The organism is Aeribacillus sp. JST-2 (assembly GCF_056032925.1).
Map to the genome: position 1 here is coordinate 1 of NZ_JBVVUU010000034.1, position 25946 is coordinate 25946.

The 25946-nt window shown below is 39.1% G+C and carries 24 protein-coding genes and 3 pseudogenes; 11 read left to right on the forward strand and 16 right to left on the reverse strand.

The features are described from left to right. Positions 1-155: 155 nt before the first annotated feature. The 12 genes from AC0KTX_RS13545 to AC0KTX_RS13600 form a co-directional block, all read right to left on the reverse strand. The gene (locus AC0KTX_RS13545; RefSeq protein ID WP_066251013.1) at positions 156-395 is read right to left on the reverse strand and encodes a hypothetical protein; all 240 of its coding nucleotides are present in this window, start codon (positions 393-395) and stop codon (positions 156-158) included. Positions 396-398: 3 nt separating this feature from the next. Further along, entirely contained in the window at positions 399-2540 is a 2142-nt protein-coding gene (locus AC0KTX_RS13550; protein WP_474252661.1) for a hypothetical protein, read from the reverse strand. A 4-nt stretch (positions 2541-2544) separates the two neighbouring features. After that, the gene (locus AC0KTX_RS13555) at positions 2545-2874 is read right to left on the reverse strand and encodes a hypothetical protein (protein ID WP_066249523.1); all 330 of its coding nucleotides are present in this window, start codon (positions 2872-2874) and stop codon (positions 2545-2547) included. Next, positions 2867-3571: a DUF5081 family protein gene (locus tag AC0KTX_RS13560; protein ID WP_474252662.1), complete on the reverse strand. Its 705-nt coding sequence runs from the start codon at positions 3569-3571 to the stop codon at positions 2867-2869. The genes AC0KTX_RS13555 and AC0KTX_RS13560 overlap by 8 nt, the downstream gene beginning before the upstream one ends. After that, on the reverse strand, positions 3568-3867 hold the full coding sequence (locus AC0KTX_RS13565; RefSeq protein WP_066249517.1) for a WXG100 family type VII secretion target: 300 nt from the start codon (positions 3865-3867) through the stop codon (positions 3568-3570). Before AC0KTX_RS13565 ends, AC0KTX_RS13560 begins: the two co-directional genes overlap by 4 nt. Beyond that, on the reverse strand, positions 3854-4237 hold the full coding sequence (locus AC0KTX_RS13570) for a chorismate synthase (protein WP_474252663.1): 384 nt from the start codon (positions 4235-4237) through the stop codon (positions 3854-3856). Before AC0KTX_RS13570 ends, AC0KTX_RS13565 begins: the two co-directional genes overlap by 14 nt. Next, positions 4230-8765, reverse strand: a complete 4536-nt coding sequence (essC, locus tag AC0KTX_RS13575; RefSeq protein ID WP_474252664.1) for a type VII secretion protein EssC — start codon at positions 8763-8765, stop codon at positions 4230-4232. The genes AC0KTX_RS13570 and essC overlap by 8 nt, the downstream gene beginning before the upstream one ends. Before the next feature lie 159 nt (positions 8766-8924). Beyond that, positions 8925-10247 carry a type VII secretion protein EssB gene (essB, locus tag AC0KTX_RS13580; protein WP_474252665.1) on the reverse strand — a complete coding sequence of 441 codons (1323 nt, stop codon included), beginning with the start codon at positions 10245-10247 and terminating at the stop codon, positions 8925-8927. A 57-nt stretch (positions 10248-10304) separates the two neighbouring features. Then, entirely contained in the window at positions 10305-10556 is a 252-nt protein-coding gene (locus tag AC0KTX_RS13585) for an EsaB/YukD family protein (protein ID WP_474252666.1), read from the reverse strand. Positions 10557-10570: 14 nt separating this feature from the next. Beyond that, entirely contained in the window at positions 10571-11083 is a 513-nt protein-coding gene (gene essA, locus AC0KTX_RS13590; RefSeq protein ID WP_474252667.1) for a type VII secretion protein EssA, read from the reverse strand. Further along, positions 11061-14318: a type VII secretion protein EsaA gene (gene esaA / locus AC0KTX_RS13595; protein ID WP_474252668.1), complete on the reverse strand. Its 3258-nt coding sequence runs from the start codon at positions 14316-14318 to the stop codon at positions 11061-11063. The genes essA and esaA overlap by 23 nt, the downstream gene beginning before the upstream one ends. A 246-nt stretch (positions 14319-14564) precedes the next feature. After that, positions 14565-14861, reverse strand: coding sequence for a WXG100 family type VII secretion target (locus tag AC0KTX_RS13600; RefSeq protein ID WP_066249497.1), 297 nt, complete (start codon positions 14859-14861; stop codon positions 14565-14567). Between the two features lie 687 nt (positions 14862-15548). Between AC0KTX_RS13600 and AC0KTX_RS13605 the strand changes: the two genes are divergently transcribed. The 4 genes from AC0KTX_RS13605 (at position 15549) to AC0KTX_RS13620 (ending at position 16587) form a co-directional block, all read left to right on the forward strand. Then, positions 15549-15692 (forward strand): hypothetical protein, encoded by a 144-nt coding sequence (locus AC0KTX_RS13605; RefSeq protein WP_474252669.1) that lies wholly within the window; start codon positions 15549-15551, stop codon positions 15690-15692. 22 nt (positions 15693-15714) lie between these two features. Continuing rightward, positions 15715-15813: a hypothetical protein gene (locus tag AC0KTX_RS13610; protein WP_474252677.1), complete on the forward strand. Its 99-nt coding sequence runs from the start codon at positions 15715-15717 to the stop codon at positions 15811-15813. Positions 15814-16147: 334 nt separating this feature from the next. After that, entirely contained in the window at positions 16148-16276 is a 129-nt protein-coding gene (locus AC0KTX_RS13615; protein ID WP_474252670.1) for a hypothetical protein, read from the forward strand. 44 nt (positions 16277-16320) lie between these two features. Continuing rightward, complete coding sequence (locus AC0KTX_RS13620; protein ID WP_474252671.1) at positions 16321-16587, forward strand: cupin domain-containing protein; 267 nt, start codon at positions 16321-16323, stop codon at positions 16585-16587. Positions 16588-16897: 310 nt separating this feature from the next. On the opposite strand, the gene AC0KTX_RS13625 is transcribed toward AC0KTX_RS13620, so the two are convergent. Further along, positions 16898-17293: an HI0074 family nucleotidyltransferase substrate-binding subunit gene (locus tag AC0KTX_RS13625; protein ID WP_063389150.1), complete on the reverse strand. Its 396-nt coding sequence runs from the start codon at positions 17291-17293 to the stop codon at positions 16898-16900. Continuing rightward, complete coding sequence (locus AC0KTX_RS13630) at positions 17281-17592, reverse strand: nucleotidyltransferase family protein (RefSeq protein ID WP_130158900.1); 312 nt, start codon at positions 17590-17592, stop codon at positions 17281-17283. Before AC0KTX_RS13630 ends, AC0KTX_RS13625 begins: the two co-directional genes overlap by 13 nt. Positions 17593-17799: 207 nt before the next feature. Here AC0KTX_RS13630 and AC0KTX_RS13635 point away from each other — a divergent pair. Continuing rightward, positions 17800-18130, forward strand: a pseudogene (locus tag AC0KTX_RS13635) (transposase); the annotation flags it as partial. A gap of 41 nt (positions 18131-18171) precedes the next feature. Here the strand turns inward: AC0KTX_RS13635 and AC0KTX_RS13640 are convergent. Beyond that, on the reverse strand, positions 18172-18465 hold the full coding sequence (locus AC0KTX_RS13640; protein WP_474252678.1) for a hypothetical protein: 294 nt from the start codon (positions 18463-18465) through the stop codon (positions 18172-18174). Between the two features lie 588 nt (positions 18466-19053). On the opposite strand from AC0KTX_RS13640, the gene AC0KTX_RS13645 reads away from it, so the two are divergent. The 5 genes and pseudogenes from AC0KTX_RS13645 to AC0KTX_RS13665 all read left to right on the forward strand — a co-directional run bounded on the left by AC0KTX_RS13645 (position 19054) and on the right by AC0KTX_RS13665 (position 24681). Next, positions 19054-19785, forward strand: a complete 732-nt coding sequence (locus tag AC0KTX_RS13645) for a GntR family transcriptional regulator (protein WP_474252672.1) — start codon at positions 19054-19056, stop codon at positions 19783-19785. Further along, positions 19778-21322: a gluconokinase gene (gene gntK, locus AC0KTX_RS13650; RefSeq protein ID WP_474252673.1), complete on the forward strand. Its 1545-nt coding sequence runs from the start codon at positions 19778-19780 to the stop codon at positions 21320-21322. Before AC0KTX_RS13645 ends, gntK begins: the two co-directional genes overlap by 8 nt. 18 nt (positions 21323-21340) lie before the next feature. Then, positions 21341-22687 (forward strand): GntP family permease, encoded by a 1347-nt coding sequence (locus AC0KTX_RS13655; protein WP_474252674.1) that lies wholly within the window; start codon positions 21341-21343, stop codon positions 22685-22687. Between the two features lie 779 nt (positions 22688-23466). Next, a pseudogene (locus tag AC0KTX_RS13660) lies at positions 23467-23739 on the forward strand (hypothetical protein); the annotation flags it as partial. Between the two features lie 12 nt (positions 23740-23751). Beyond that, entirely contained in the window at positions 23752-24681 is a 930-nt protein-coding gene (locus AC0KTX_RS13665) for a hypothetical protein (protein WP_474252675.1), read from the forward strand. A 58-nt stretch (positions 24682-24739) separates the two neighbouring features. Here AC0KTX_RS13665 and AC0KTX_RS13670 read toward each other — a convergent pair. Beyond that, a pseudogene (locus AC0KTX_RS13670) lies at positions 24740-25007 on the reverse strand (ketoacyl-ACP synthase III); the annotation flags it as partial. Between the two features lie 749 nt (positions 25008-25756). Here AC0KTX_RS13670 and AC0KTX_RS13675 point away from each other — a divergent pair. Beyond that, positions 25757-25946 (forward strand): hypothetical protein (locus AC0KTX_RS13675; RefSeq protein ID WP_474252676.1); only part of this gene is annotated, 190 nt, incomplete at its 3' end.

Consider the following 25946-nt stretch of genomic DNA (forward strand, 5'->3'; position numbering starts at 1 on the left):
CAAATGAATAAATGGTTGGCCACTATACCTAATTATATCAAGCAATGCTTAAATATTTCTGTGTGCGAAAGTTGAGTTATTAATTTTATTTCAACGACATGGAATAGCTTAGAAGCTTTGGATAAGTAGTGCGGTCAAATTAAAATGTTTATTTTCTATCTACCTATTTTTCCCATCGTTATCATATATAAAAATTTGAAAATTTGATTCTCATTTCCCCTTTCGATAATTGAAAAATTTTGTCTTTCATCCACATTATATAAGATCCAATTATCACCTTCTAAGTAGCAACCTGTTGAAAATGGTACATTGGTTTTTCTACCAATAACAATATTCAATTCTTCCAAATCTATGCCTAACTCTTTTATTTTATTTTCATATTCAGTTCGTGTCATTTTTTACCAACCTCCTTTATTTTGTAATATACCGATATCCTCTAAAGCTTTCACATTTATTGGAGTGTTAATTTGTTTCGCACCACCCGTAGTTATTATTTCACCGTTTTTTTCCCATGGAGCTGCTTCCCCCATAACACCATATGTTGAGTCTATTTCTTTTTCTTTACACAAAGCTACCAATTCAGGATTTGATTGAAAAGCTTTATATTGAGAATACCAATTGGCAATAACATTTTCAGTAATATGAGGATTATTTGTTCCATTCTTTATATTTAATTTATCAATAATAGAATTTATTTTGTTAACAGAATCTTCTGGATGGTCAATACTAAAATTTTTAATAGCATCTATTGCATCTTTATAGTACGTTTTATCAAAATAATAGGTGTTCCTCGCATACTCATTTTCAATATAACAAATAGAACGTTCACTTTGTGTACTATGATAACCATTTTCTACCACACCTAAATTGTTACCAAAAGGACTTCCAATTCTATCTAATTCACTTGGAATTAATATTTCTCCAGTTTCTTTATTAAATACACCAATTGCAGTATCTTTATTCAAACCTGGAAAACTTGGCCAGTCAATATCTGGCCATTCTCCCCAATTAGAATAATCAGCATTTTTTATCACTCTAACATCATTTAAAACATTAAAATTTATTTTTTGTTCCGGTGTTAACTTATTAAAGTTAGCTTTCATAATTTCAATCTTTTCAGCATTAGATAACGTTTCATCACACCAAACATTATCTCTGAGATATTTATTGAAATTATCTTGTGCCTCTTTCCCTATACCTTCAAATGATTCACAAACATATTTTTCTAATTTAGGATCTATAGTACTTTCGCCTGTTCCCATATCCTTAATGTTATATTCGAAGCCATCGTTGTTAACTTTATTCCCCCCAACATTCACCCCATCGACCTTACTCAAGTATGCCCGGATTTTATTCTCCACCGCATGCGTATTTTCCGCCGGAACCTTAACATCCCCAACCCCTTCCATGGCGAATCCCATTTGCCGGTCAGGGATCGCATTTTTCAGATTTGTTATGGCGTTGTCTACGAATCGGCCGACTTGCAACGCACCGTTTGCTGCGCCGGTTTTCAAATGCTGAGGCATTTCCTTCGCCCATGCTTTCGCATTTCGAATGCGGGCAACGATGTCTTTTTCAGCATGGACAACCATGTCGGAGGCACGTTGTGATTTTTGCTGGAAGTCCGTTTTCAACCCCGTTAATAATTGAAGATCACTTGCTTCTCTTAGAGGTGAAAAGCGGGCAGCGCTGCTGAATCTAGAAAGCGCGCTGACGCCAGGGACGATATCCAATGGTGCGAGGGCACCGCGGAATACTCTTTCGCCTGTTCCCAGTTCCCTCCCTGAAATCCAGTCTTTTCCGGAAACGGCCGAGCTTAATTCCAGTGTACCATAGGCCATGCCCAATGCCATCCCTGCTGGCGGACAAACAAATGAGACGCCGACAATCACGACGAGCGCCGCTATTTGCCCCCAGAATTCTTTGTTCATTTGCCCGTCTTTGATCGATTCATACTGAAAGGCGTAGGAATTCAATGCCTTCTTTATGTATTCTTTTTCCGAAAAGTCCTGGTGGGGATTCAGTTCTTTCCATGAGGCGTATTCCCGTTCCATCAGCCTGGCATAGTAGTTGCTGCCGCTGAACAGATCTTCTAGTCCGACCTCGGCTTTTGGCACTTCGATCGTCTCTTGTGTGCCATAAGTTCCTGGAACGACGATTATTTCTTTAACACCGATGTGGTTTTTCGTCTTGATCTCTGATATCGATAAGTTGCGCATCGCTTCAACAAAAGCATCGATATCTTGATAAAACGGCTCATCGATGGTACGGTCGACAATATCTCCGACACGGCCGCTAAAGCGGTGCAGGACGAGATAATCTTCATATAATTGTTGATATTGGCTTTTGCGGTCCGTGTGGGTGAAAGAGATGACACCGTCGCTGTCATATTTGGCGATGTCTGATTGGGCGTCTTCCAAAAGATCACTGATATCTTTCAAATTGTCGATCATGCCTTTGCCCCATGCGCCAAGGCCGATCAGATCGCCAATGCCTTTCTTGGTCCTTTCCCATTCGGAAGGTATATATTTGACATCCATCCGATTATACCTCCAATTTTGCTATAATCTGTTCCGCAATTTGTTGGTCCACTTCCATCATGGTTAATAAAATGTCCATTACTAACGTTGCTGCACGACTGTAATGATCGTACAAATCCATGATCTTTTCGTTCGCTTCATCGTATACAGCCATCGCTTTCATCGCCTTGCCCGCCGTATAGTAATCAAGGCTGCTTAGTTTTTTTATATTGGGAATTGCCGTTTCCTCTAATTCCGAAAGAATTCTGTTCAAATAATTAAAAACAGTCGTGATTTCATCCGGATTGACATCAATGGTGCCGGATCCTCCTCCGCCCATATTCGCGTTAGCCATGCGCTTTTGCCTCCTTATAAGGAAATTCCAATTCGTCAAAGAGCAGTTTCAGAAACCAATATTGGCTTGCATGGTAGTATTTCTTTTGTGGGATATCCACCATAATCAGATTTTGATCTTTCGTAAAAATCATCCACTGCTGATAGAATTTCGGATTGTCAGGCTCCATCGGCCGTTCAGTCATATGAAAGAATTCAAGATCCATAAACATTTTTTCCGGTTCGAAACTTTCTACTTCTCGCCTTTCTTCATGGGTTAGTTCACGCTTTAAAAAAGTTTTTTCAAGCGGCGCCGGTTCTCTTGACATTAACGGAAACTGTTCGCTTAGCAATTTGAGAACAAAAGCTTTGGCCATGATCCTTAATTGGTATAAGTTATTTTCTAGTTCCACCAAAACGATCAGCTTGTCATTTGTTTTCTCGAAGAAAGCAAACATTAAATTATTAATTCGCACATATTTTTCACTTTGAGCATAATGTTCCAGTGCTTGAATGACCAAGGCCCCCGCCTCTGTGATTTTGCCGGCAGAATCTAATATTTGTTTTTCTTTTAAGCGTTCGTGAGCTTCTTTAAAAACTTCTTCTCCCTTTAATTGGTAAATTTGTTTATCCGGGAGGCCGAATATCGTATTGCATCCAAAAGCCGCAGCCAACAAATATAATTCCGGTACGTTAAAAGCATCGCGAGCAACGTTCATAAGTTTCTCACTTCTTTAACTGATGGATCGTTCAAAAAGTCATGGAAATAACTTTCCAAATTATTCAGGGCTTTTGTCTGTTTCGCTGCAGCCTTTTCCATCTCTTGATGATATTTGTGTATAATCTCGAGATAGGTAAGAAATGCGTCTCGTGATTTTCCACTCCACCCCGCCGAGTGAATATAGGAAATTAATTGGCTGCATGTGTTCTTCGTGTTTCTAATCGACTCTTCAAGCGCTTTTGCCGTTTCTTTCGCTTCATTTACTTTGGCACCGTTGATTTTAACGCTTCCCATATAACCGCTCCATCCTTTCTTTCCGTTCTCTTTCCGCTCTCTCCCTCGCTTCTTTAATGGCTAAGTTTTTATAGTAAATGTATCTTTCGTATGCCTTATTTTTGGCGGACACAAGAGAGCTTCTTTTCTGCTTTTCCAGTTGGAAATATTTATTCAGCTTCTGATTGAGTTCTTGCCGCTTAGGTTCAAAGTCGTTTGATGGAATGTCTGAGCTGGATAAATGAGCTGCTTTTCCTACATAGCTTTCGTAGATTCCTTCTGCTTCCAAAACATTTTGATCATAATCCGAAAGTGCATCATGAAGTTTTTCGTAAAGCTTATGGTAATCATCTCTTTTTTTCTCCGTCGCCGTTTTGAACCAATCAAACATGTTCGCTCACTTCCTCCTTTGTACGATATGGCGCGGCGATTTTAATTTTTACCGCTTTTCCATATCGGATATAATAAGCTTCGTAAAGCGGCAGGTTCTTTTCCTTATACGGCCGATTCATCACTTCCAAAATATTTTGGTCGGCAACCCTGCCAATCAACACACCCGTTTTTTGTTTTTTGATCATAGTGGAAATGTCATCATACATTCTTTCAATTCTTCCCGGGATTCCGCCAATAATGAAATAGATTCCAAGCCTTGCTCCCGTTTCCATCAGCTTTGCAAGCGTTGACTGCGACAGCGCCGACATCGTTTCAACGACAAAGGAGGCATCGGTGATTAAAACAACGAGCGGACGGATTTGGTTCTTAAAATCGCGTATGGTCGCTCGCCCATCCGTTTCCGATTGGATTTGGCGAAATGCGTTTTCCCTTGCCTCATATAGTTCTTGAATTTTGGCTACAAACAAATCCATTGAATCTCCATTATCCGCATACAAATTGACATGGTTTTGATACAGTTGGAATGCTGCTGCAGCATTATCCAATAAACCAACATCAATATGCTCATTGAGCGAAATGCTGGATAGAAGAGTTAAATACGTTTGTTCCACTGCATCAGCCATTTCTCCTAAAATCAATGTATTTTCGTCTTCGACAACCTGTAGTGCCACGGGTTCTACTTCTTCAAAATCCACTGCAAATGGAATGCCTCCCGACGCCAACATATCTTTTGCCTTCGGATGTTTAATGAATGCAGAAAATTCAACCACTTCTGGAACCATTGGAATTGGAGCCGGCGTTTTGCCTTTCCACGCTTCACGCATACCTTTGCTCTCCGTTTGGATTCCCTCAATGATTTGCAGCGTATCTTCGCCTTTTACAGGCAAAGCTGTTTGAAAAGCAGTTGGCTGATCCAATTTAATTAGGCCGCGGCCTGGTATTTCCTCAATCGATAAATCCGTTCTCCCTACAATATTGCGAACTTCTGTAGCATCTATCATAAACAAGGCAATCTGATGTTTAATATTGGCGAGGAGAGGCGCTCTTAACGCGCTTTGCCTTCCTGCGCTGATGGCAAGATGTATACCGACGCTGACGCCTTCCCTTGCAACTTGCGCGACCATATTCTCAAAATCATCCTTATAAGAAGAGTCTAAAACGGAATCATACGTATCGATTATGAGTAGAATCGCCGGAACGTTTTCGCCGATTGCCTTTTCGTACATGCGAATGTTGGCAACTCCGTATTTACTTAATTTCTGCTTGCGCTCCTTCATCTCGTTTCGTAAGCGGCGAATAAGCTTAGCCATTTTCACTTCGTCATCCGCCATAATGGTGTCGGCGACATGGGGCAAATCTTTCAATGGCAACAAACCGTTAGTTCCTAAATCGATTAAATACATATGAACTCTTTCGGGGTTATACTGTCTGGCAATATCCACTGCCAAAGTCTGCAAAAAGGTTGATTTCCCATAGCCTGGGCTGGAATAAACAGCTAAATGTCCATCCTTCTCCAAATTCAAGGTTAATGGCTTTTGCTCTTGCATTTCCGGCAAATCTAAAAAGCCGATGGTCGCTTCAAGCCCTTGCTTCTCTTGATACCAAGCTTCTGTATATTCTACTTGATGCAGCTCCGTTAAATAGATCTTCTCTTCTAACGGCGGCAGCCACGGTCTTGGCAATTCTTCCACACCGATTTTTTCAGCGTAGGCGTTGATCCAGTCGACGACAGCTTCGAGTTCAGTCGGGACTTTTACTATTTCTTTGCGGTTGGAAAGGCCGCTTAAATCCTGAGAAATCGGCTCATATTGGCCAAGCTCGTTAATCGCGTAAATCGTCGTGTCCAAAAGGTCTTGGTCCTCCTGATCCGGAACATAATTTGCGCCGCTCCATGCGCTTTGAAATAGTTCGTAAATTTCATTGTTGCCGACTTGCAGGTAGGCGCGTCCCGGCAAGGTGATTTCAGCGGCGTCCGGTGTTTTTAAAATTTCCATCGAGTCGCTTGTGTTTTGGACTTTGAGTGCCAGTTTAAATTTCGAGTTGGACCAAATTTGATCGTCGACAACCCCGCTCGGTTTTTGCGTTGCCAATATCAGATGGATGCCGAGCGAACGACCGATGCGGGCGGTCGAGACAAGTTCTTTCATGAAATCCGGCTGCTCCGCTTTCAGTTCGGCAAATTCGTCTGAGATCAGGAATAAATGCGGCATCGGCTCTTTCGCTTCGCCCGTTTTATATAACTTCTGGTATTGGTTGATATGGTTGACGTTATGCTCTCCAAACAAGCGCTGGCGCTTCTTTAGTTCGGCTTTGATCGAGGCAAGCGCGCGCATCGACTGGACACCGTCAAGGTTTGTGATGGTGCCGAGCAGGTGCGGCAGCTTCCGAAACAGATTCGCCATCCCGCCGCCTTTATAGTCGATCAGCAAAAATGCAACTTCATGCGGATGGAAATTAACGGCAAGCGAGAGAATATAAGATTGAATGATTTCAGATTTCCCCGAACCCGTCGTCCCGGCGAGCAGCCCGTGCGGTCCGTGCGCTTTTTCATGGAGGTTCAACTGGACAATATCCTCTTTTCCCCGCAGTCCGATCGGTACTGCCAGGCTTTTATATGTTTCGTTTCGTGCCCAGCGTTCTTCAATCCCGAGCTCCTCAACCTTTTCCACGCCGTACATTTCAAGGAAAGTCACGCTTTCCGGAATGGAATTTTTCAAGTTTTGCAGGTGGTTTAAAGGAGCCAAAGCACGGGAAATGTCTTCTTTGTTAAAACCGTCCGGGAAGTGATCTGGAACAAACCGTTTGTTTACCAATTCGCCGTTTTCGATAATGATGTTGCCATAGTGGGCATCGCGTATATCAATCACCGTTTTTACATGCTCAGGCAATGACTGCATGACATCTTCCACAAACACGAGCGAAACACCAAGTTCGATTGGATCTTCATTAAAAAACTCCATGATCGTATGGTCTAAAATCAGCTTTTCATCTGTAATAAAAATGACAAAATGCGGTGAAAAATAGATATTCTCATTTTTGTTCGCTTTCTCATCAATTGTTAATTTTCTTTCTTTTAAAATTTGATAGAGCGAATTGAGAACCTGGTCGCGAGATCGCTCGTGGTATATAAAACCTCTAATATTTAAATCACGCAAACTGGCATGCGGCAGCCAGCGCATCCAAGCCCATTGTTGCTTTTCTTCCTCCGGGAATATCGTCACAAATTGAACATCGTGATAACTGTGAAATAAGGCTGCTTGCATGACGAGCATTTGCAGCTGTTCCAACACAAGACGGCGCTGACCGATATATCCCACAGGCCCATTTAACAAGGACGTTACAATCGGAACATCATGCAATTTTAAAAATTGTGATCGAAGGCTGCGCACCTCCTCGACCAGTTCATCTTTATCCTGTGTAAATTCTTCCATGCTGAATTCGATGTCAAAGCTGGCATCCACTGTCCCTGTTCCAACGCGATACATTAAAAAGTCATGGTGAAACCTCGTCTTTTCGTAAATCCGCGAGTCTATCCTTAAGGCCATATCACGGATTTGCTCCACACTTGGGTAGTGATAGTTTAAGGCATGGCGCTGTTCTTCACTTGCTTGATACAATTCATGTGTTTTTTGCTTCAAATAATCCCGGTAGCTCTCCTCCCGTTCTTTCATATCCAATCGATATTGCCGCAAGCTTTTCACATAAGAGGTGATGGAAAAAATAACTGTGACAATCGTCATAGACAGCATCACAATTAAATAAATGCCGCTTCGCTGAAAAAAGGAAACGAGTACGAAGGCTGCAATCATGACTAGCGGCGGAACAATGACACGGGCAAGTTGTTCACTCGGTTTGCTTGGCTTGCTGGATGGTTTAGCAATTTTCCGTTTATCTTCCGGAACACGGTAAATAATGCGCAGTGAACGGTGATAATTAGGATAATCCGCGTTATACTTGCTTTGTGCGCTATATAATGGCACCAATTTAGATATATAGGGTTCGGAGGCCAATATCTCCAAACGATCTTTGGTCACTCTGACCATTACACCGGCAAAAAAAAGCTCATCCCCCGCTTCAAGCTTCACTTCTTCTCCATCCACGAGTGTATAGTTATGATAGACATGGCCCTGATAGACAGCCATTTGAAAAGAGTCTCCCAATTGATCACGGAACAATACGAAATCAATAGCAGTATTGGGAATCTGCACATCATCATACGAATTTTTGCCAAAGGTAATGTTCAATTTATTGGAAATATCGTAGTAGTGCCAATCATTATGTTCTGTAAGGTATATTTCCAGCGGAATATTGTTTATCTGTAATGAAATGGCACCATTTATGAATGATTTATTTTCAACCTTGCAAGTTTCACCATTCCAATTCACCCAAATGGTGTCGGATAAACCGTGAAAGGTAATGGTGTCAGACCATTGGCCGCCGATTGATACTCTTTTCGGTTCATGGTCATGTAAATGGCATTTATGCAATTGTTTATCATATCTCACCAGTAATAATCGTTGTGCCATCTCTTTCTCCCTCTCTACATGCAATTAAGAAAGACGCATGCCTTTTTTTCCAGTAAGCGAAATGATTTGGGTACATGAAGCGTAACGTTTAATTCTTTAAAACTAAAATCAGCTGAACCATTCAAATGATAGCCGCTCATAAATGCAGGCAAGATCCCCTTATTTCGTTTCTTCTGTTTGGTTTTGATCAGGAACCTTTTTCTCAGTTCGATCTGTCTGTGTCCCCTTTGCTTGATCGGTTGCTTGTTGTTCTGCAGCTGCCGGCGAGGATCCACCTGTTTCTTCAGTTGGATTGGCTTCCTCCGGATCCGCCACAAACAAAGATTTCAGACCATATTTTTCTCCATACGATTTTAACTTCTCTTCATATTGCTGTACCCGGTTTTGCCGTTCGGTTCCACTTAAGTTTGGATCATTTTTTGCCTTCTCAATTTTTTTAATATAGCCGTACATGATTAACACCGGATCATCGAGATACATCGCTAAATCAAGTGATTTATCCAAATCTCCGCGGCCATTGTAAATCCAATACAATAAGTAGTTAGGATCGCTTTTTAAGCTAATATTATTCATAATGGTGTCTTTTTCTTCATCGCCCAGATTTTCGGATTTAACATACGAATAGGCCAATATATATTTTCCCGAATCGGGCAATTTTTCAGGATTGACACTTTCTAGATCTGAAATGACTTCTGAATAATCCATGGCTAAAAAAGCCCTATGCGCTTCCAAAAGGTGCTGCTGAAACGGCAACTTGAAAAAGCCGAAGTATACAACAGGGACAACCAAAATGACTGCAGCTGCGATCATGGCAATGGATAAACGTTTAAATAGCTGAAATCTTTTTTTTGGAACGATTTGCATATTTTTCTCTGTTTCGCGCTTTTCCTTGCGATACTGTTTGTGTAAAAACTCAACAAAGTCATCAAAATGATCAATTTCACTGATTTGCCGTTCAAACTCGGTATCTTTTGCATTTTTCCATGAACCTGCATATAGTTCATCGAAATGATATTTTTTTGAAAATAGGGCGATACTTAAACACTTATATTGCAGCAGGAAGGTTTCGTCGTTGATCTCATAGGGGGGGAGCACCTGGCGAATGCCTCTGTACACCAAAAAAGGTATGAGATTATCGTCAAATATGAGATTATGTGGATGCAGGAAGAACGTAATTCGCGTATCTAAAATTTTTCTGAAACGGGCCAGATTGCACAGCAATCGCAACTTGTCACTTCGCCCCAAGCTTTGAATGGTTTCCCAATGGTTCATATTGGAATCAACTAGAAATTGGAAAGTGAGAACGTCTTCCCCGTCCCCCACTTCTACCGGAACAAACTGGTCTGTATTCTCCTTCATCAGAGCCAATTCACGAATATCTTTCACGCGGGTCTGCGATTTTGCCAGTTCTAATTTCCATTGATTGTTTTCAATAAAAAAATGATAAGACACGGAATCCATTTTAATTGTTTTTTCCTTCATGATTTCTGACTCCTTTTCAACGTTACACAGGCTATAATAAAAAGCATGGTTCTTGTTCTATAAAACAAGTAAAATATCTCCATTTGCCACTGGGAACTCGCTAATCTGGTCGTCATCCGCCAGTAAAATTTCTTTAGTCGGGATTTTTACCGCAAAAAGGGAATAATTAGGGAGTTCGAGCCTTAAAGATTCATTCAAGTTCGACAGCAGCTGTTTTATCGGTTGATGTGCCGGTATCCTCACATCATATTGGCCTTTCCCCCATTTACTAAAATCAACGGTAACATTGATATGCGTTTCAACGGGCATTCCTGACCTCCCCTTTACTCCATTATTTTTCTTATAAGAGCCAAAATTCCGCCGACCAACATAACAGCAAATCCGCTCAGAAATCCAATGGCTATCTGATTTACCCTTTCCTTTTTCTCTGCACGATCCGCAGTGCTTTGGCTAGCGGGAGAAGAATGCTGCGTAAAAAAATGTTGTGAAAATAATGTCTTTTTCGCATCGTAAAAGCTTGTTTTTGCATCGCTCGCCACCGAATCGGCAAAAATTTCTTCTTTTAGATGATTCACTGCATGATCCAGCTCTTTTTGCTTTTTTTGGACCGCAGCCCGAGTTTGTTTTTTAAACAAACCGGGCGCGATTTTTTCCAGTTCAGTTTCACTCTCACTTTGGGATTCTTGTGTTTTTATGTCATCGCTGATGCGATCTACTTGTAAATCAAGCTTCCCATTGTGATCCAAATGTTCATCTGCCAACGAATGTGCAGAAAGTAAAGGCTGGACGCCTATAGCTGCAGCAACTAAAATACTAATTCGGATCAGCCGCTTCATCCTCTGCCTCCTTATTTTGAGTAAGCCCATTTATGACAAATAAATGTCCGACAAGACTTAAAAATGCTGCTCCCACTAATATAGTGATGATCAATGGATCGTACTTTGTATCGTCAACAAAACCTAATAGCAGCTTCTCAATATATTGCAGTGGCGACAATTCTTGCAATGTAGATGCCAAAGACTGTTTGTCGAAATTCAGTCCAAGTGTTTCTGTCAACAATACATAAAGGCTTAACATGCCAAGAAGTAAAAACATCCCGATCATTTTAAGCTGTCTTAACAAATAAGCTCCTGCCAGCACCATGGTTAACATAATCAGGGTGATTAGGCCAATCCATTGAAAATATTTTTCTTGCGGAATATCGATAAAAGAACTCGACAGCAAACCGATGATGATTCCCTCGATAACCCCGATTCCCGCCGTCAACCATGTGATCGGATGATTTTTCCAAACCAATGTTCTGTTTTCTGAGAAATCATCCTTTATCAATCTTTTTCTTTCAGACGTGGCAATGGCGTATGCCGTGAATAAAGCCAAAATAAAACAGATTAACACCAAATAATAAGGGATAAAGGTATCTTTAGCCATGATCACTTCGCTGTTTTTTGTCTGCACCGGATTTGATAGAAAATTCAACAAGTTTTCATTTGGACGGTCGCCTATACGGCTGTTGGCTAACACTTGTCCAAAGTTATCAGCAAACTCTTGATCCTTTAACAGCTTATTGGTCATATCATTCGAAAGCTTTTGAGCCTTTTTCACTAATGTGTCGCCGCTGTTTACAATATTGTCAGCCTGTTTATCAATTGCATCAAAAGTTTTATAGACGCTGTCAGTTGAAATCAATGCATTTTCAGATTGATCAGCCAACGATTGACTTGCTGCCAGCAATGTTTGAAGCTGATCGTCTAAGGACAGAACGGCGCTTTGTTCTTTATTCTGACCGGCTTGTATCTCATTATTTGCGTTTTGTAGCTTCAAACTGGCTTCCCGCCATGCTTCCAATTGCTGTAATGTATTGGTAATGCCATGATTCAATTCTTCTGCTTGTTTCGTCGCTTGTTGGACTAATAAAGCCATTTCGTCGGAACGATTTTGAGTATCTTGAATCAGCTGCTTATAACCTGCTATCTTATTTTTAAGGTCTTCCGTTTCAGCTCTGACATCTTCAGTTATTTTCCCGGCCATATAGTCAGATATGGCTTCTACAATATCTTGCTTATGGAACAGGTAATAAAGAGAATCCTCTGCAGCCATATCCTCTAGGCTCTGTTGTTCCAATCCATTGGCTAAATCGGAAATACTTTTCCCAAAATATAATTCATATAACATCGCTGTTTTTTGATAATCTCTGATCGTTTCATTAAGGCTTTTCATGGAAATATTAGCCAGATCACTGATAAGCTGGGACATTACCTTATGATAGATAACATTGTTCATATCTTCTTTTTCAACAGGAGATTCATTTGTGTTTACATCACTTGAATCGCCCTGTGTTGATTTTGAATTATGGTTTTCATTCATATTTAGAGCTTCAGGATCAGGCTGTTGCTCTTCTGGTGGCAATGGATCAGATGGATCAGACGGCCCTCGCACCTCTGTATGTTTATGCTTTTGAATAATCTTCCATTCCCATGCAACTGGCTGAAATAAATCAATTTGCGCATTTTCGTCCTTCAAGCTCAATTTTATGTTGACTGTCATATTACCATTTTCAGTGGCAGGAAGATCGAATGTAACGTTGCTTTGATCTCCATCCACTTTCAAAACATTTGTTTGCCCATTAGGAAGTGTCAATGCCACTTCATGAATGCGAAAAAGTTCAGGAACTGCCACATTTATCGTTTGGCTCTTCATATTTCCGCCTTGAATTGCGGCATTGTCTGAAAAAACGGTCCCTGATTCAGTTAAATCCTTTTTCACTTTGTTTATTAAATCTGATAAAGGAAGTCCCGTTCCATTGGGATTTTGCGGTTGGTATTGAAATTCCCGATTAAATTGGTTTGTCACCTTGATAACCGTTTTGATGTCGCCCTTCACCGACTCATCGATGTTTAAATTATCAATTTCTTCCAGTATTAATGTTGGAAGTTTATCAATTTGGCTTTTCATCGTTTTTTGGACAATTTTATCGGGAGTATCAAATATTTGATTCAATGAAACATAACTGTTTTCCTCACCGTTTTTCATTTGTTCCGCTAATTTTTTAGCGATGTTTTCCTCTGTTTCATTTTCCAGCTTTTTCGTTAATTCTTGCTCATAGCTGTCTATTGTTTCCAATGTTGATTTTAACGACATCTTCAGCGCTTCAGACTTCAAGAAAATATTTTGGTTCTCCATGGAATTGAAATGGAACTGATTATAAATGGCCTGATTGGTTTCAACTAATCGGTTAATATTTTGCTGAACGTCTGCAGCGTTTAGACTGCTGTCGAATGCGGTTAGTTGATCTGCAAAACCTTTTGCCAAAGTTTCATGAGCATTCTTCATTTGTTGGAAATCTAAAAAATTTGTTTGATAAGCATTTGTTGCTTTTGCCCCTTCAACAAAGGTGCTCTGGTAATTTTGCAAGATATCCTCCAGACCTTTGAAAGCATCGGTTGATACCTTTGTTTGATCCTTTACTGTCGCAAACTGATTAGTGAAACCAGATAATGGTTGATGAATATCATGATTATATATATTGGTATGATTCCGTTCCTTCCTGACAAGTTCAGCAACATTGTCTTGTGCCTCTTGTAAATTTCCTATTACACTGGCGAAGTAAACATCAATAATTCGACGATTAAAATCCTCTAAAATGGAACTTGCCGTTTTTTCCGCCCGGGCTTTCATGCTGCTGTTGCCAGAAGCATTAATTTTGTAGTTTAAAGTGATTTTCTCCGGATTTTTTTCATTCATTGAAAGAGCTTTTTGCGTAAAATCATTTGGAATGATAATGATCATGTTGTATAAATTGTTTTTAAAGCCGCTTTCAGCAACACCGCGGCTGACAACATACCAATCATGGTCATTATCTTTTTCAATACTTTTCACAAATTCATTGCCAAATGCGTACTTTTTGCCATTAAAGGTGCCGCCTTGATCTTCATTCACTAAAGCAACAGTCATTTTTTGCTCATCATCATTTGTACTTTTCGCTGCTTGGTTTAATGCCAGGTAGGAACTTCCCGAGGAAAGCATGAGCGCCAGTCCAAGAAACATAAAAGAATTGAGCACAAATCTCTTCACTGCATTCACCCCCTTTTATGTGAATGACATACAGATATGTTGGGATGAAAAACAAGCCGGGCAAACGTCCTAAAGGGCGCAGTATTCTTGCCAACGCCTCGTTTTTGTCTTGCATCATCCATTCCGAAAGTATTTATTTATGTATTAAGAAAAAGCCACACAACATTGTCGCGTGGCCTTATTGACAACACGGAAGTCGTCCAACCATTTAAGCCCGATATTAGACATGAAGTCAATGCGGATTGATTATTGAAGCCCAAAATTGCGTGAAAGCTGCTCATCATGTTGAGCTACCGCTTCCGCTGTTCTATTCAATTGCGTATTAATATCATGCATAAGCTGTGCAAAGTTTTGCACCTTCGGTTTTAGTTGATTAAATTGATCATCGAATCCTTGGAAAGCGCGGCCTTCCCACTCAGCACGAAGTTCATTTTGTAAATTTGTTAAATCTCTTAAAATTTGCTCAATTTGTAAACCGGCTTGCCCATAACGCTGCGCCTTCGCTTTTAGCTCCTCTGGGGTCATTCGAATTTGTCCTGCCAAAATATCCATCTCCTTCAAAATAGTTTTGTGGCATTCGTTTCTTTAAATAGTATCGAATGCTTAATAAATATTTTCCTATAAATGTATTTATCAATAGTTGGAAAAACCGTCAAACGCCCGATGAAAGGCGCCAAATTTCTCACAGTACTTTTCACCCAAAATTATCTCGAATCTATGATTTTTTCTTAAGAACATTGGTGGTATATGATTCCATTTAACCAGTATTTTGGAATCCCGAAATTGGTTATTTATGGTTTTTATATTACATTTTATAGTACTTGTAACTTGTTTTTTGTAAAAAATTCTAGGTAATGGAAATTGTTTAAATTGAGTTTTCATAATTGGGGATTTTTGTTATGAGGATGCCGATTGTAGTTAAAAATGCTGTCTTTTTTTGAAATTTTGATAACCCTAAGGACCTGTTCTTTGATGCAAACGCGGAAAAGTATGCTTACAACAGTTAGCAAGAAAAGTGGAACCATCGTGTCTATGTACTGTTTGATTCTGGGTATACATCGAAATCGCTCATTGAAACGTGCCTAACGAAAAGAGGTATGTCATCGCGAGCACTGAAAACCAACCGCACCCTGTATCCACAAGGAATTCGTCAATCCGCCAAAGAATTGGCCCGTTACATCGATGTTTCCCGATCCCCACCTCGTGACCGTGGGAGGGGAAACGTATCAAGTGTATCGCTACGAAGGGGCAATGAACGACATTCCAAATGCGGTGGTATTGTTTTGTTGGAAAACCGATCAACCGATGACAAGCGAGCATTTTCGTTGTTTTTTAAGTACAGACACAAAAACTGAGCGATCAGGCTATTCTTGAATACTATGCGAAACGCTGGTCGATCGAAAGCTACTTTCGGCAAACGAAAGAAACATTACGCTTCGATCGATATCGAATCCGACATGAGCGAGCCATTAAACGATATTGTGTCATCGTATAATTTACGTATATCTATTGCATGAAAGAACATTCAAGTGATTTTTCAACCGGTCTTGCAAGTGTAAAATCGAGAAAAATTCAAAATCTCATTGAGTTTATTACGAAGCCCAACGAGGAATGCCACTAGATTCCATTAAAAAACAGTTGCAGTGGCATAAGGGGATCTTTGTTTACTTTTTGAAGATGGTAATAAATGTATCAGAGCAACTCCCTACGGGACGAGATTTTTGCATTCGTCCCTTTTTTCATATTCGAAGAAAGAAGTTTAAACTGAGAAACAGGCGCCAAAAAACAAAAGAAACATTAGAACTATCAAAAACGAGGGGGCGAAAACTTTGTCAATTCGTGAAGGAAATAAAAAAATATTAGTCATTCCAAGCGAACAAATTAAAAATCGCTCGAAAAGACGACAAGGCAATATTTTGTCGGCCAATTATCACGCCCGCAAACACTTCCATATATAGAAGACGACAAACTGGAAATCGGAATCACTTCATACGATGATTTTATGGGTGAATTGCCGCATTACCACACGCAAGCTTATGAATATCAATACATTATCAGCGGAAAAACGGAATATTTAGATGTGGAAACAGGAGAACTGTACACCTTTCAAAAAGGCGATTTCTATGTAACTCCCCCAGGCATTAAATATGCTCAACGGTCACAACCCGGCACAGTTATTTTTTTTATTAAGGCGCCCCCGGGGAATGATAAAGTGAATGTGGAACCGACGGCTGAAATCGGGAATTGGCTTAATCAAAAAACAAAATAAAGCAAAAACCGGATCCTTATTGTCAGCCGATCCTTCAGACCCGACCGGTAGAGCCGTTTTTCCGCTTTTCTCCCGAATACCGCCGGTACCGATGAAGCAAATTTCATTTACACAAGTCAATACCGAATGCATGTATTCGGTATTGACGATAAACAATCGATTGTTTGAGAAAAGATAGGGAAAATCTGTTCAATATAAAACGATGTTCATAATTCTTTCCAGGCATAGAAAATTGAGTGGGCGAACTGCAAATGCCAATCTTAAAAAACAACGATACATCGTTAACGGAATTTTACTCTTCCAACTATATTTAATATTCTCTCTTCTCTATACGGATAATCCAGTTATAGAGAAGTTGATAGTATTTATGAAGATTGCCAAAAATTTCAACAGCTAGCTCTTCATTGTATGTATGAACTGTCAAATTCCGATCATCTACCATTTTTAATGCAATGATCGTTTCCTCATCAGATAAAATTCCAATTTCCCTGCTTGAACGAATTACTCCTTTAGGTGAACCGACATCAATTCCTTCTTTATCATATAAAAATTGTTTTACTGCTTTCCAACAAGCTTCAAAACTAAACTCAAATCGCTGAATAGCTGCATCCCGTTCAACTTCCGTTGGATTCTCTAGGAGCAAAACCTCTTGGAAAGCACGAAGAGCTTTTAAAGCAAGTTGAATACGTTCCTTCAACCGTTCCATAAAATTCCTTCCTTTTTCACTTTTTCTTTCATAGCCTGATCGGCTTTAGATAAATCGACAAGATCTACTCTGTACGGTAATGGCGATTCCTCGATTCGTTCACGAAGTTCCACCCACTTAGAAATCGGAATAGCTGAATCTGCAGAAAGAGCGATGTCAATATCGGATGTCCTCTTTTCCTCTTTACGAGCCCACGAACCAAACAGATAGACTTTTACTGATTGATCATGTAATGTTTCAACAATTATTTTTTTCAAAAACGACAGTATCTGCTCCCGATCAGCCGAATTTAAATCCATTTTTTATCAAACCCTTTTTTGAATTTGAAAATGATTATACCATAAAATGAAGAAACGAAATATTGTAACCTGAAGGAAAATTTTTAGCAATCATGGAATATCAGAAAGGATTGTTGATGATTGTGTCAAGCATTTGGCTAGACCAAAAGAAAAAGGTAGGGTATTCTCTGATTTGACCAAAATTCCAGAGAAAGGAGAACCCTACCTATGTCTAAAAGTATACCGAATTTAGACTGGGTCAATCAACTGGAAAACGCCATTCGTCAGTTTGTAAAGGAAAAATTAGAGTTGATCATGAAGGAAGAAATTCAGAGTTTCCTCGAAATCGAACAGAGGGGAACGTCGAATAGAAGAAACGGCTATTACCATCGAAACCTAGATACACAGTATGGTCGTATTGAAGGCCTTTTGGTCCCAAGAGACCGAAACGGGGAATTTCAAACGCAGTTGTTCACCCCTTACCAACGCCATACCGGCTGGCTCGAGGAAGCCGTCATCAGGATGTATCAAAAGTGGCATGAGTACGCGTGGAACAGGCTTTCCCGAATTTGATTATCAAAAGAAACAAATGGAATTGATTCACTCCCGAGTGTATGATTTTGATTGCCATTTGTGCTTCAGTAAATCAACTGCATTTCTAGCTGCAAGCTGAAGATGAAATAGAGTGGGGTCTAAATCAGCAGTGGTACGGGAAGCAAATATTTTGAAATTTTGCTCAAGCTGGCGGCGTTGTACAGCCATTCCGGACTTTAAATATTTGGAAGGTTTACATTCAATATTGACTGTTGGGATAACGTAATCTGAATTTGCATGCGGAATAGAGCCTTTACCGTTTTTTATAGCATCACCAATTGCCGTATCGATCTTATCCATCGTCTTCCTGACTTCTTTTGTATGGGGTTGAAAATTGGAAATATCCTCTAATACTTTTCTTCTATTACAAATAATGTGCTGTTTTTTGCAAAATAAAAGTGCAGAGAATTGCAAAATCCTTATGCAGTGATATGCAATGGGGCTATACATGGAGGAGGAGCCATGATAACCTTTTTTGGTTTTGCCAAAACTGTTGAAGCTGGTGCTGGGCTAAAGAATCATGGCTACAGAGGATCCATGTCAAGTTATTACTATCCACCACTTAATAACATAATTATCCATAAAATCATTTTTGTACATCACTATACAGTCAAAATTGTGCATTCTTATTTTGACATTTACAGGCATTCAAAAAAGTCCCTTTCCCCTTTTTCAATATGAACAAATGCGTATACAAAAATTTTTATAGTTTTTTTAGAAAAAAACATACTTTTTATTTCAATTCATCGCCTATCGAAATTTCCAAACCTTTGTAAACCGGATATATTTTTTGAAAAAAACATTTTATAAAAGCGCTTGCATAAATAAAAACTCCCATTTATAATACTTGTATACAAGTATACTTGAACTCTATAAGAAGGTGAATTTATGGGCGAGTCAAAGGAACTTTTGTATCCAGAAAAGTGGCTTTCCAAAGTTTCCGCTGGAGACCGTGTAGCCTATGAACTTAGAATGCGAATTATTTCCGGCTTAATTGAAAGCGGTACTATTTTATCTGAAAATAAAATAGCTGCCGACTTTAATGTCAGTCGTTCACCTGTTCGCGAAGCATTAAAAGTATTAGCATCTGAAAATATCATTCGTTTAGAAAGAATGGGAGCCGTTGTGATTGGTTTAACAGAAAAAGAAATACAAGAAATTTATGATGTACGCTTACTCATAGAAACGTTTGTATTTGAACGTCTTGTAAAAACGGACACCAGTGAGTTAGTAAGAGAACTAAGTAAAATTCTTGAAATGATGAAAGTTGCAATCAAATATCGGGACGCTGATGAATTCTCTTTTCAAGATGTTTTATTCCATGAAACGATTATTCGTGCTGCTAATCATTCCTACATTCGGATGATCTGGGATAATCTAAAACCCGTTATGGAAAGCTTCATTCTGCTATCGATGCGATCCCGTTTTAGAGATAAATACGACGACTTTAAACGAATTATAAAAAATCATGAGCTATACGTTGAAGCCATTAAAACAAAAGATAGAGACATGATGATTCAATCGCTTCATCAAAATTTTGATGATGTCCAAGATTCCGTTGAAGATCTATGGAGATCGCAACAAATGCTTTCTAAAGGAGTAGAACAAGAAAATGACTAGCTACATGTTAGGTATCGATATAGGTACCACAAGCACCAAAGCTGTTTTATTTACAGACAAGGGCGAAGTGATTCAAAAGGAGAATATCGGTTATCCGCTTTACACACCAAATATATCGACAGCGGAGCAAAACCCGGAAGAGATCTTCCAAGCTGTCTTACAAGCAATTTCAAATATAACGAAACAACATCCTCAAAAAAAGATTTCGTTTATTTCTTTCAGCAGTGCTATGCATAGCGTCATTGCGATGGATGAAAATGATCAGCCGCTAACGCCATGTATCACTTGGGCAGATAATCGCAGCGAAGCATGGGCACATAAAATTAAAAACGAAATGAATGGCCATGAAATTTATAGACGAACTGGGACACCGATTCATCCTATGTCACCATTAAGCAAAATCACTTGGATCGTGAATGAACGGCCTGAAATCGCTATCAAAACGAAAAAATATATTGGAATTAAAGAGTACATTTTTAAAAAGTTCTTTAATCAATATATTGTCGATCATTCCCTCGCTTCATGCACGGGCATGATGAATCTCAAAACACTAGATTGGGATGAAGAGGCACTCAAAATCGCCGGTATCACTCACTCCCAGTTATCTGAGCTTGTTCCAACGACTAAAATTTTTAGCAACTGCGATCCAGAATTAGCGAAACAGATTGGCATCGATCCGCAGACTCCTTTTGTCATCGGCGCAAGTGATGGCGTACTTTCCAACTTAGGCGTCAATGCCATCAAAAAAGGGGAAGTTGCTGTTACCATTGGAACAAGCGGTGCGATTCGAACCATTATTGACAAGCCACAAACAGACGAAAAAGAGAGAATCTTCTGTTACGCTCTAACGGAAAAGCATTGGGTAATAGGCGGACCTGTCAACAATGGCGGAATCGTCCTTCGCTGGATACGAGACCAATTTGCCTCATCTGAAATTGAAACAGCGAAAAGATTAGGAATTGACCCGTATGAAGTATTAACCAAGATTGCTGAACGAGTACGGCCAGGTGCAGAGGGGCTGTTGTTCCATCCATACCTTGCAGGTGAACGTGCACCATTATGGAACCCCGATGTCCGTGGATCATTTTTTGGTTTAACAATATCACATAAGAAGGAACATATGATTCGTGCTGCCTTAGAAGGCGTTATCTTCAATTTATACACGGTATTTTTAGCATTAATCGAATGCATGGATAGCCCTGTGACTCGAATTCAAGCGACGGGAGGCTTCGCAAGGTCAGAGGTATGGCGCCAAATGATGGCTGATATCTTCGAATCTGAGGTTGTCGTTCCAGAAAGCTATGAAAGCTCCTGTCTCGGTGCCTGCATACTCGGCTTATATGCCCTCGGAAAAATCGACTCTTTTGACATTGTTTCACAAATGATTGGAAGCACTTACAAACATACACCGAATGAAGAAGCTGTAAAGGAATATCGTCAATTACTTCCAATTTTTATCAATTTATCTAGAGTTTTGGAAAAAGATTATACACGGATTTCGAATTATCAAAGAAACTTCACCAACACAACAAAATGAACAGTAGGAGGAAATAAAATGCCATTAATCATTGTAGCTATTGGAATTATCGCATTATTAATCTTAATAATGGGACTTAAATTAAATACATTTGTTTCATTAATTATCGTATCATTTGGTGTTGCATTAGCACTTGGAATGCCTCTCGAACAAGTAGTTAAAACCATTGAAGCTGGATTGGGCGGAACGCTTGGCCACCTGGCTTTAATCTTTGGACTTGGCGCAATGCTGGGAAAATTAATTGCAGATTCCGGCGGTGCGCAGCGTATTGCCATGACGCTTGTAAACAAATTTGGGGAAAAGAATATTCAATGGGCTGTCGTTGCGGCTTCATTCATTATTGGTGTTGCGTTATTTTTTGAAGTAGGACTAGTATTATTAATACCTATTGTTTTTGCTATTTCAAAAGAATTAAAGTTTTCAATCTTGTATCTTGGTATTCCAATGGTAGCTGCTTTATCGGTGACACATGGATTTCTGCCACCGCACCCAGGACCAACTGTTATTGCTGGTGAATACGGGGCGGACATTGGAAAAGTTTTACTTTACGGCTTTATTATTTCCATTCCAACTGTTATTTTAGCTGGACCTTTATTTACAAAAATCGCGAAAAAACTTGTCCCTAAATCTTTTATGAAAACAGGTAACATCTCCTCTTTAGGTGAACAAAAGACTTTTAAACTTGAAGACACGCCTGGATTTGGAATTAGCGTATTTACTGCCATGCTTCCTGTTATATTAATGTCAATCGCAACCATTATTACACTGCTTCAAAAAACATTAGGATTTGCAGATAACGGTTTTCTAGCAGCAATCCGTTTTATTGGTGATGCTTCTACATCAATGTTGATCTCGCTGTTAGTGGCTATTTACACAATGGGATTAGCGAGAAAGATTCCAATGAAAGAAATCATGAACTCTTGTACAACAGCAATCTCGCATATTGGGATGATGCTTTTAATTATTGGGGGCGGTGGAGCCTTCAAACAAGTATTGATTGACGGTGGTGTCGGTGACTATGTAGCGGAATTATTTAAAGACACGAGTTTATCACCAATTTTACTTGCTTGGATCATCGCTGCTATCTTACGTATTGCTTTAGGTTCTGCTACCGTTTCAGCCATGACTACTGCTGGTTTGGTAATTCCAATGTTAGGTCAATCGGACGCAAACCTTGCATTAGTGGTGCTTGCGACTGGAGCAGGCAGTTTAATCGCTTCACATGTTAACGATGCTGGTTTCTGGATGTTTAAAGAATATTTTGGCTTAAGCATGAAAGAAACTTTTGCAACATGGACGTTGCTGGAAACCGTTATTTCGGTATCTGGATTAGCATTTGTACTATTATTAAGTTTATTTGTATAAACTAACTAGGCAGTAAACCTCCTGAATTTTTGTCAGAAGCATTCCTGTTATACATTTTTTCCATGAGAAGGCCTCTTTCTAAATGTATTCGCCAGCAAGCGTACATTTTATGATAGAGCGCCTTCTCTTTTTCGTCCAGTTTTAACCTTCCAAAAGGGGGTTGTTTCCACACATCCAAAGATCTCCCAATCAACCTCGGATGAACGCCCCGAGAAATATTTTACCCATAGAAACTGTAACATTTAACTAGACGCTTACACACGGGTTCAGGTATCTAAAGATATATTTGAAACAATTATTTATATCTGTACAACTGCTATGCCAAGCATAACTATGACGAAAACTTCGAAGTGTTTTATCGTGGGATAGGTTTTCCAAAAGCAAAAGGGACAAAGAATGCATTCAGGTGCTGCTTGAACAGGAAAAACAGCAGGCTCTTCATTAGAAGGCATGGAAATCGTAAAAAAAGATGGTGAACTAGTTGTACAAAGCGAAAACTCCTATCGTGGTTTGTCTATTCAACAATGACGATGCTAGAGTTTTTCGTTTTTTTCTTACCTATACATGTACATGGAAAAATATTTTTTCTATTAACAACCCCAAATTATGGTGATGAACCATTTTTATGGATTTTTCAAATTTTTCCTTATAATCATTTAACTATTTATTTAAAAAAACCGATAATAAATAATGAATGTACTGTTTTCACTTTAATTTTCACTTTGGTGACTATTGGTGCGCGAAAAGCTATGCGGATGACCAATCCAAACATGAATTCTGCAAGTTCCAATTTTGCAATTATAGTATATCTGGATGTAGGTACGTTTTTCACGTACCACAAATCACAATATCAATCTGATCCAAACCCGTACTACTATAGTTCGTTTGTTGATACTTTAGGCAAGGAAACACCACGCAGACTGGAAGCTGACGATAATCATATCTTAATTGTCGATTTAAAAACAGGTAAATCAATACATTTCTTTAGTGCATTGAATTTTTACTATGCAAGCAAAGTGGAACCATTGCCTTCCATTAATTATTTAGAATAGGAGGGAATAACCGTGAAAATTGATTTTGGATATATCGGAGCAATAGTTGCTCGAAATAGTGCCAAAATGCCATCCGTACACGAAATCAAAAATCCATTGGCCGGACAACAAGTGGAAGTCATCCGAAATGGACAAGCCTATAAACTTACGATTTCGGATGAAATCAAACAAGTTCAAGGCTTAATGGCCATACCGATGGAAAAGTTTTTTCACGTAGAAAACGTTGACCCTTCTAATATTTTCTCTTATCGGCCAAAGGATCAATGGCTTGTGTTCAGCCAATATTTATATGAATCCAAATACTTTGATTCACTAAGTAATGAAGAAGTAAACAAAGTAGAATCCATCTTACAACACATAACGGACGGAGTAGATAGTTTGTCGCCATATCTAGGGATTAGCCTTTTTGGAATTAGTAAAGAACAACAGCATTCTTATGAAGCCCATCTTGAATTGGCTTCTTCAACAGCTGCACTTCAATACTTCAGTGATACGTTTTTAAGCGGTGATGTAAAAAAAGGATTTGATCAACTGATTCAAGATTATGTCCGCCACAATACGAAAATAGCCATAAATCACCAATCGGTAGAGGAGCGATTCATCGCAGCACGAGCCAAAATCAGGTCACTAAATGCTCCTTTAACATACCAACAAAGCCGTGAGCTGTCCATGACGAATAAACTTGGGAAAACGGTATATACACAAGCAGAAATTGAATCAGTCATCAAAAATTATCAAGAAATGTTTGAGAGCATTCAAAATGAAGAAGATTTGTCTGGAGTGCTTGCAAAAGCAAAAGAACAACTGCTTTCATTTGCTACGAAAGGCATCTCACCAAGGGATATAGATTACCAATTGGCAAGAGATTTTGTTGCACAGCGTGCCGATGACACATTCAATCGAATTGAGAATTACTGGCGTATGTTATGGCAAGAAAAATAAATTGTTCATTTGATCCGTGCTAAAAAATAGTGGGGAATTTTGTATTTTTTACTAAGTCGATAACAAGAATTTTCTTATTTAAACCAGATGTTATCAATCCATTTGCTACATGTAATCCATAAGTAAATCCTGCACAAGCAGCGTTTAAATCAATAGCTCCAGTGTTCTTAATACCTAACCTTGATTGGATTAAGGAAGCTACACTTGGAGTTTTAAAATCAAGAGTTAATGTAGACGATAATCATATCCACATCATCGACTGATTTATTGTATCGTTCCATTAAATTCTTTACAGCTTTATAACTTATATCAATTGTAAACTCCTCTTTTCTCGAAAATTTTAGGGTTCAATCAAAGGAAATTAGTAGATGAATTAACGAAGTAAACCATCCAATGCTTATTGGATGGTTTTATTTGTACGCCCGGCATGGTTGACGCTATAGGGTGAACGTCCCAAAAGGGGGATGGCGAGCGCCTACCGTTTCGTTTTTGTTGATTTATACTTGAACACTTTCCTCTAGAATTTTATTACAAATGTTAGGTGGGTTTTTATCTGCCTTCTATAACCAAGCGAACCGTCATGATGCTAATGCTTCTTTGTGTATGTATATAAAATCCATTTCAGAGGAACCCTATCTATCTTTCATTATGCAAAATACTTGGCGGTATTTCTCGAATCAATACCGGCTTTTAGGAATTATAAACGGAGGACACAAAGCAACAAAGTGAATACGGGAAACCTTCCAAAATTACTATACAATCGGGGTGGTTTTTGTGGAAATGTCGATTACTAATATGAAAATCATCGAACCAGATTCTTTGAAAAGCAAAATTGTATCACTTGAAAAAAGGAGATTATTTAAACGTATTAAGGAATACCTGTATAGAGCGTTCAAAAAAGGATTTAGTGATTTTAATTACCTGTATATTGGGCGAGTTGTATGCATGTGATCATGTACATTTATAAATTTTTTTATGAACAGTTGTGGTTATGGGTTTATCTTTTTCTTTATATAGTGTAGCTGACAAGTTCTTATTATTTGGAAAAATTTAATTAGAAAAGGGGAATGTTACCATGGAGTATAAACAAAATTTAAGCGATGCGGAGAAGAGTTACTGGTGCGAAAAGGTCAAAAAGATGCCCTCCTTGCTAGATAAATTTGGCTGGCGAACCAAAATTTATTTTAGGAGCATTCCTGTTAGAAGTTTTTTCGGGGACTTGAATAAAAAAAGCCCTCTTGGTATGATTCGGGGGTGTCAATCAC

Bases quoted from the DNA above. Each gene is read 5' to 3' on its own strand.
- AC0KTX_RS13545 (WP_066251013.1), bottom strand. From the start codon at position 395: ATGACACGAACTGAATATGAAAATAAAATAAAAGAGTTAGGCATAGAT.
- AC0KTX_RS13550 (WP_474252661.1), bottom strand. From the start codon at position 2,540: ATGGATGTCAAATATATACCTTCCGAATGGGAAAGGACCAAGAAAGGC.
- AC0KTX_RS13555 (WP_066249523.1), bottom strand. From the start codon at position 2,874: ATGGCTAACGCGAATATGGGCGGAGGAGGATCCGGCACCATTGATGTC.
- AC0KTX_RS13560 (WP_474252662.1), bottom strand. From the start codon at position 3,571: ATGAACGTTGCTCGCGATGCTTTTAACGTACCGGAATTATATTTGTTG.
- AC0KTX_RS13565 (WP_066249517.1), bottom strand. From the start codon at position 3,867: ATGGGAAGCGTTAAAATCAACGGTGCCAAAGTAAATGAAGCGAAAGAA.
- AC0KTX_RS13570 (WP_474252663.1), bottom strand. From the start codon at position 4,237: ATGTTTGATTGGTTCAAAACGGCGACGGAGAAAAAAAGAGATGATTAC.
- essC (WP_474252664.1), bottom strand. From the start codon at position 8,765: ATGGCACAACGATTATTACTGGTGAGATATGATAAACAATTGCATAAA.
- essB (WP_474252665.1), bottom strand. From the start codon at position 10,247: ATGAAGGAAAAAACAATTAAAATGGATTCCGTGTCTTATCATTTTTTT.
- AC0KTX_RS13585 (WP_474252666.1), bottom strand. From the start codon at position 10,556: ATGCCCGTTGAAACGCATATCAATGTTACCGTTGATTTTAGTAAATGG.
- essA (WP_474252667.1), bottom strand. From the start codon at position 11,083: ATGAAGCGGCTGATCCGAATTAGTATTTTAGTTGCTGCAGCTATAGGC.
- AC0KTX_RS13620 (WP_474252671.1), top strand. From the start codon at position 16,321: ATGGGTGAATTGCCGCATTACCACACGCAAGCTTATGAATATCAATAC.
- AC0KTX_RS13625 (WP_063389150.1), bottom strand. From the start codon at position 17,293: ATGGAACGGTTGAAGGAACGTATTCAACTTGCTTTAAAAGCTCTTCGT.
- AC0KTX_RS13630 (WP_130158900.1), bottom strand. From the start codon at position 17,592: ATGGATTTAAATTCGGCTGATCGGGAGCAGATACTGTCGTTTTTGAAA.
- AC0KTX_RS13640 (WP_474252678.1), bottom strand. From the start codon at position 18,465: ATGGATAAGATCGATACGGCAATTGGTGATGCTATAAAAAACGGTAAA.
- AC0KTX_RS13645 (WP_474252672.1), top strand. From the start codon at position 19,054: ATGGGCGAGTCAAAGGAACTTTTGTATCCAGAAAAGTGGCTTTCCAAA.
- gntK (WP_474252673.1), top strand. From the start codon at position 19,778: ATGACTAGCTACATGTTAGGTATCGATATAGGTACCACAAGCACCAAA.
- AC0KTX_RS13655 (WP_474252674.1), top strand. From the start codon at position 21,341: ATGCCATTAATCATTGTAGCTATTGGAATTATCGCATTATTAATCTTA.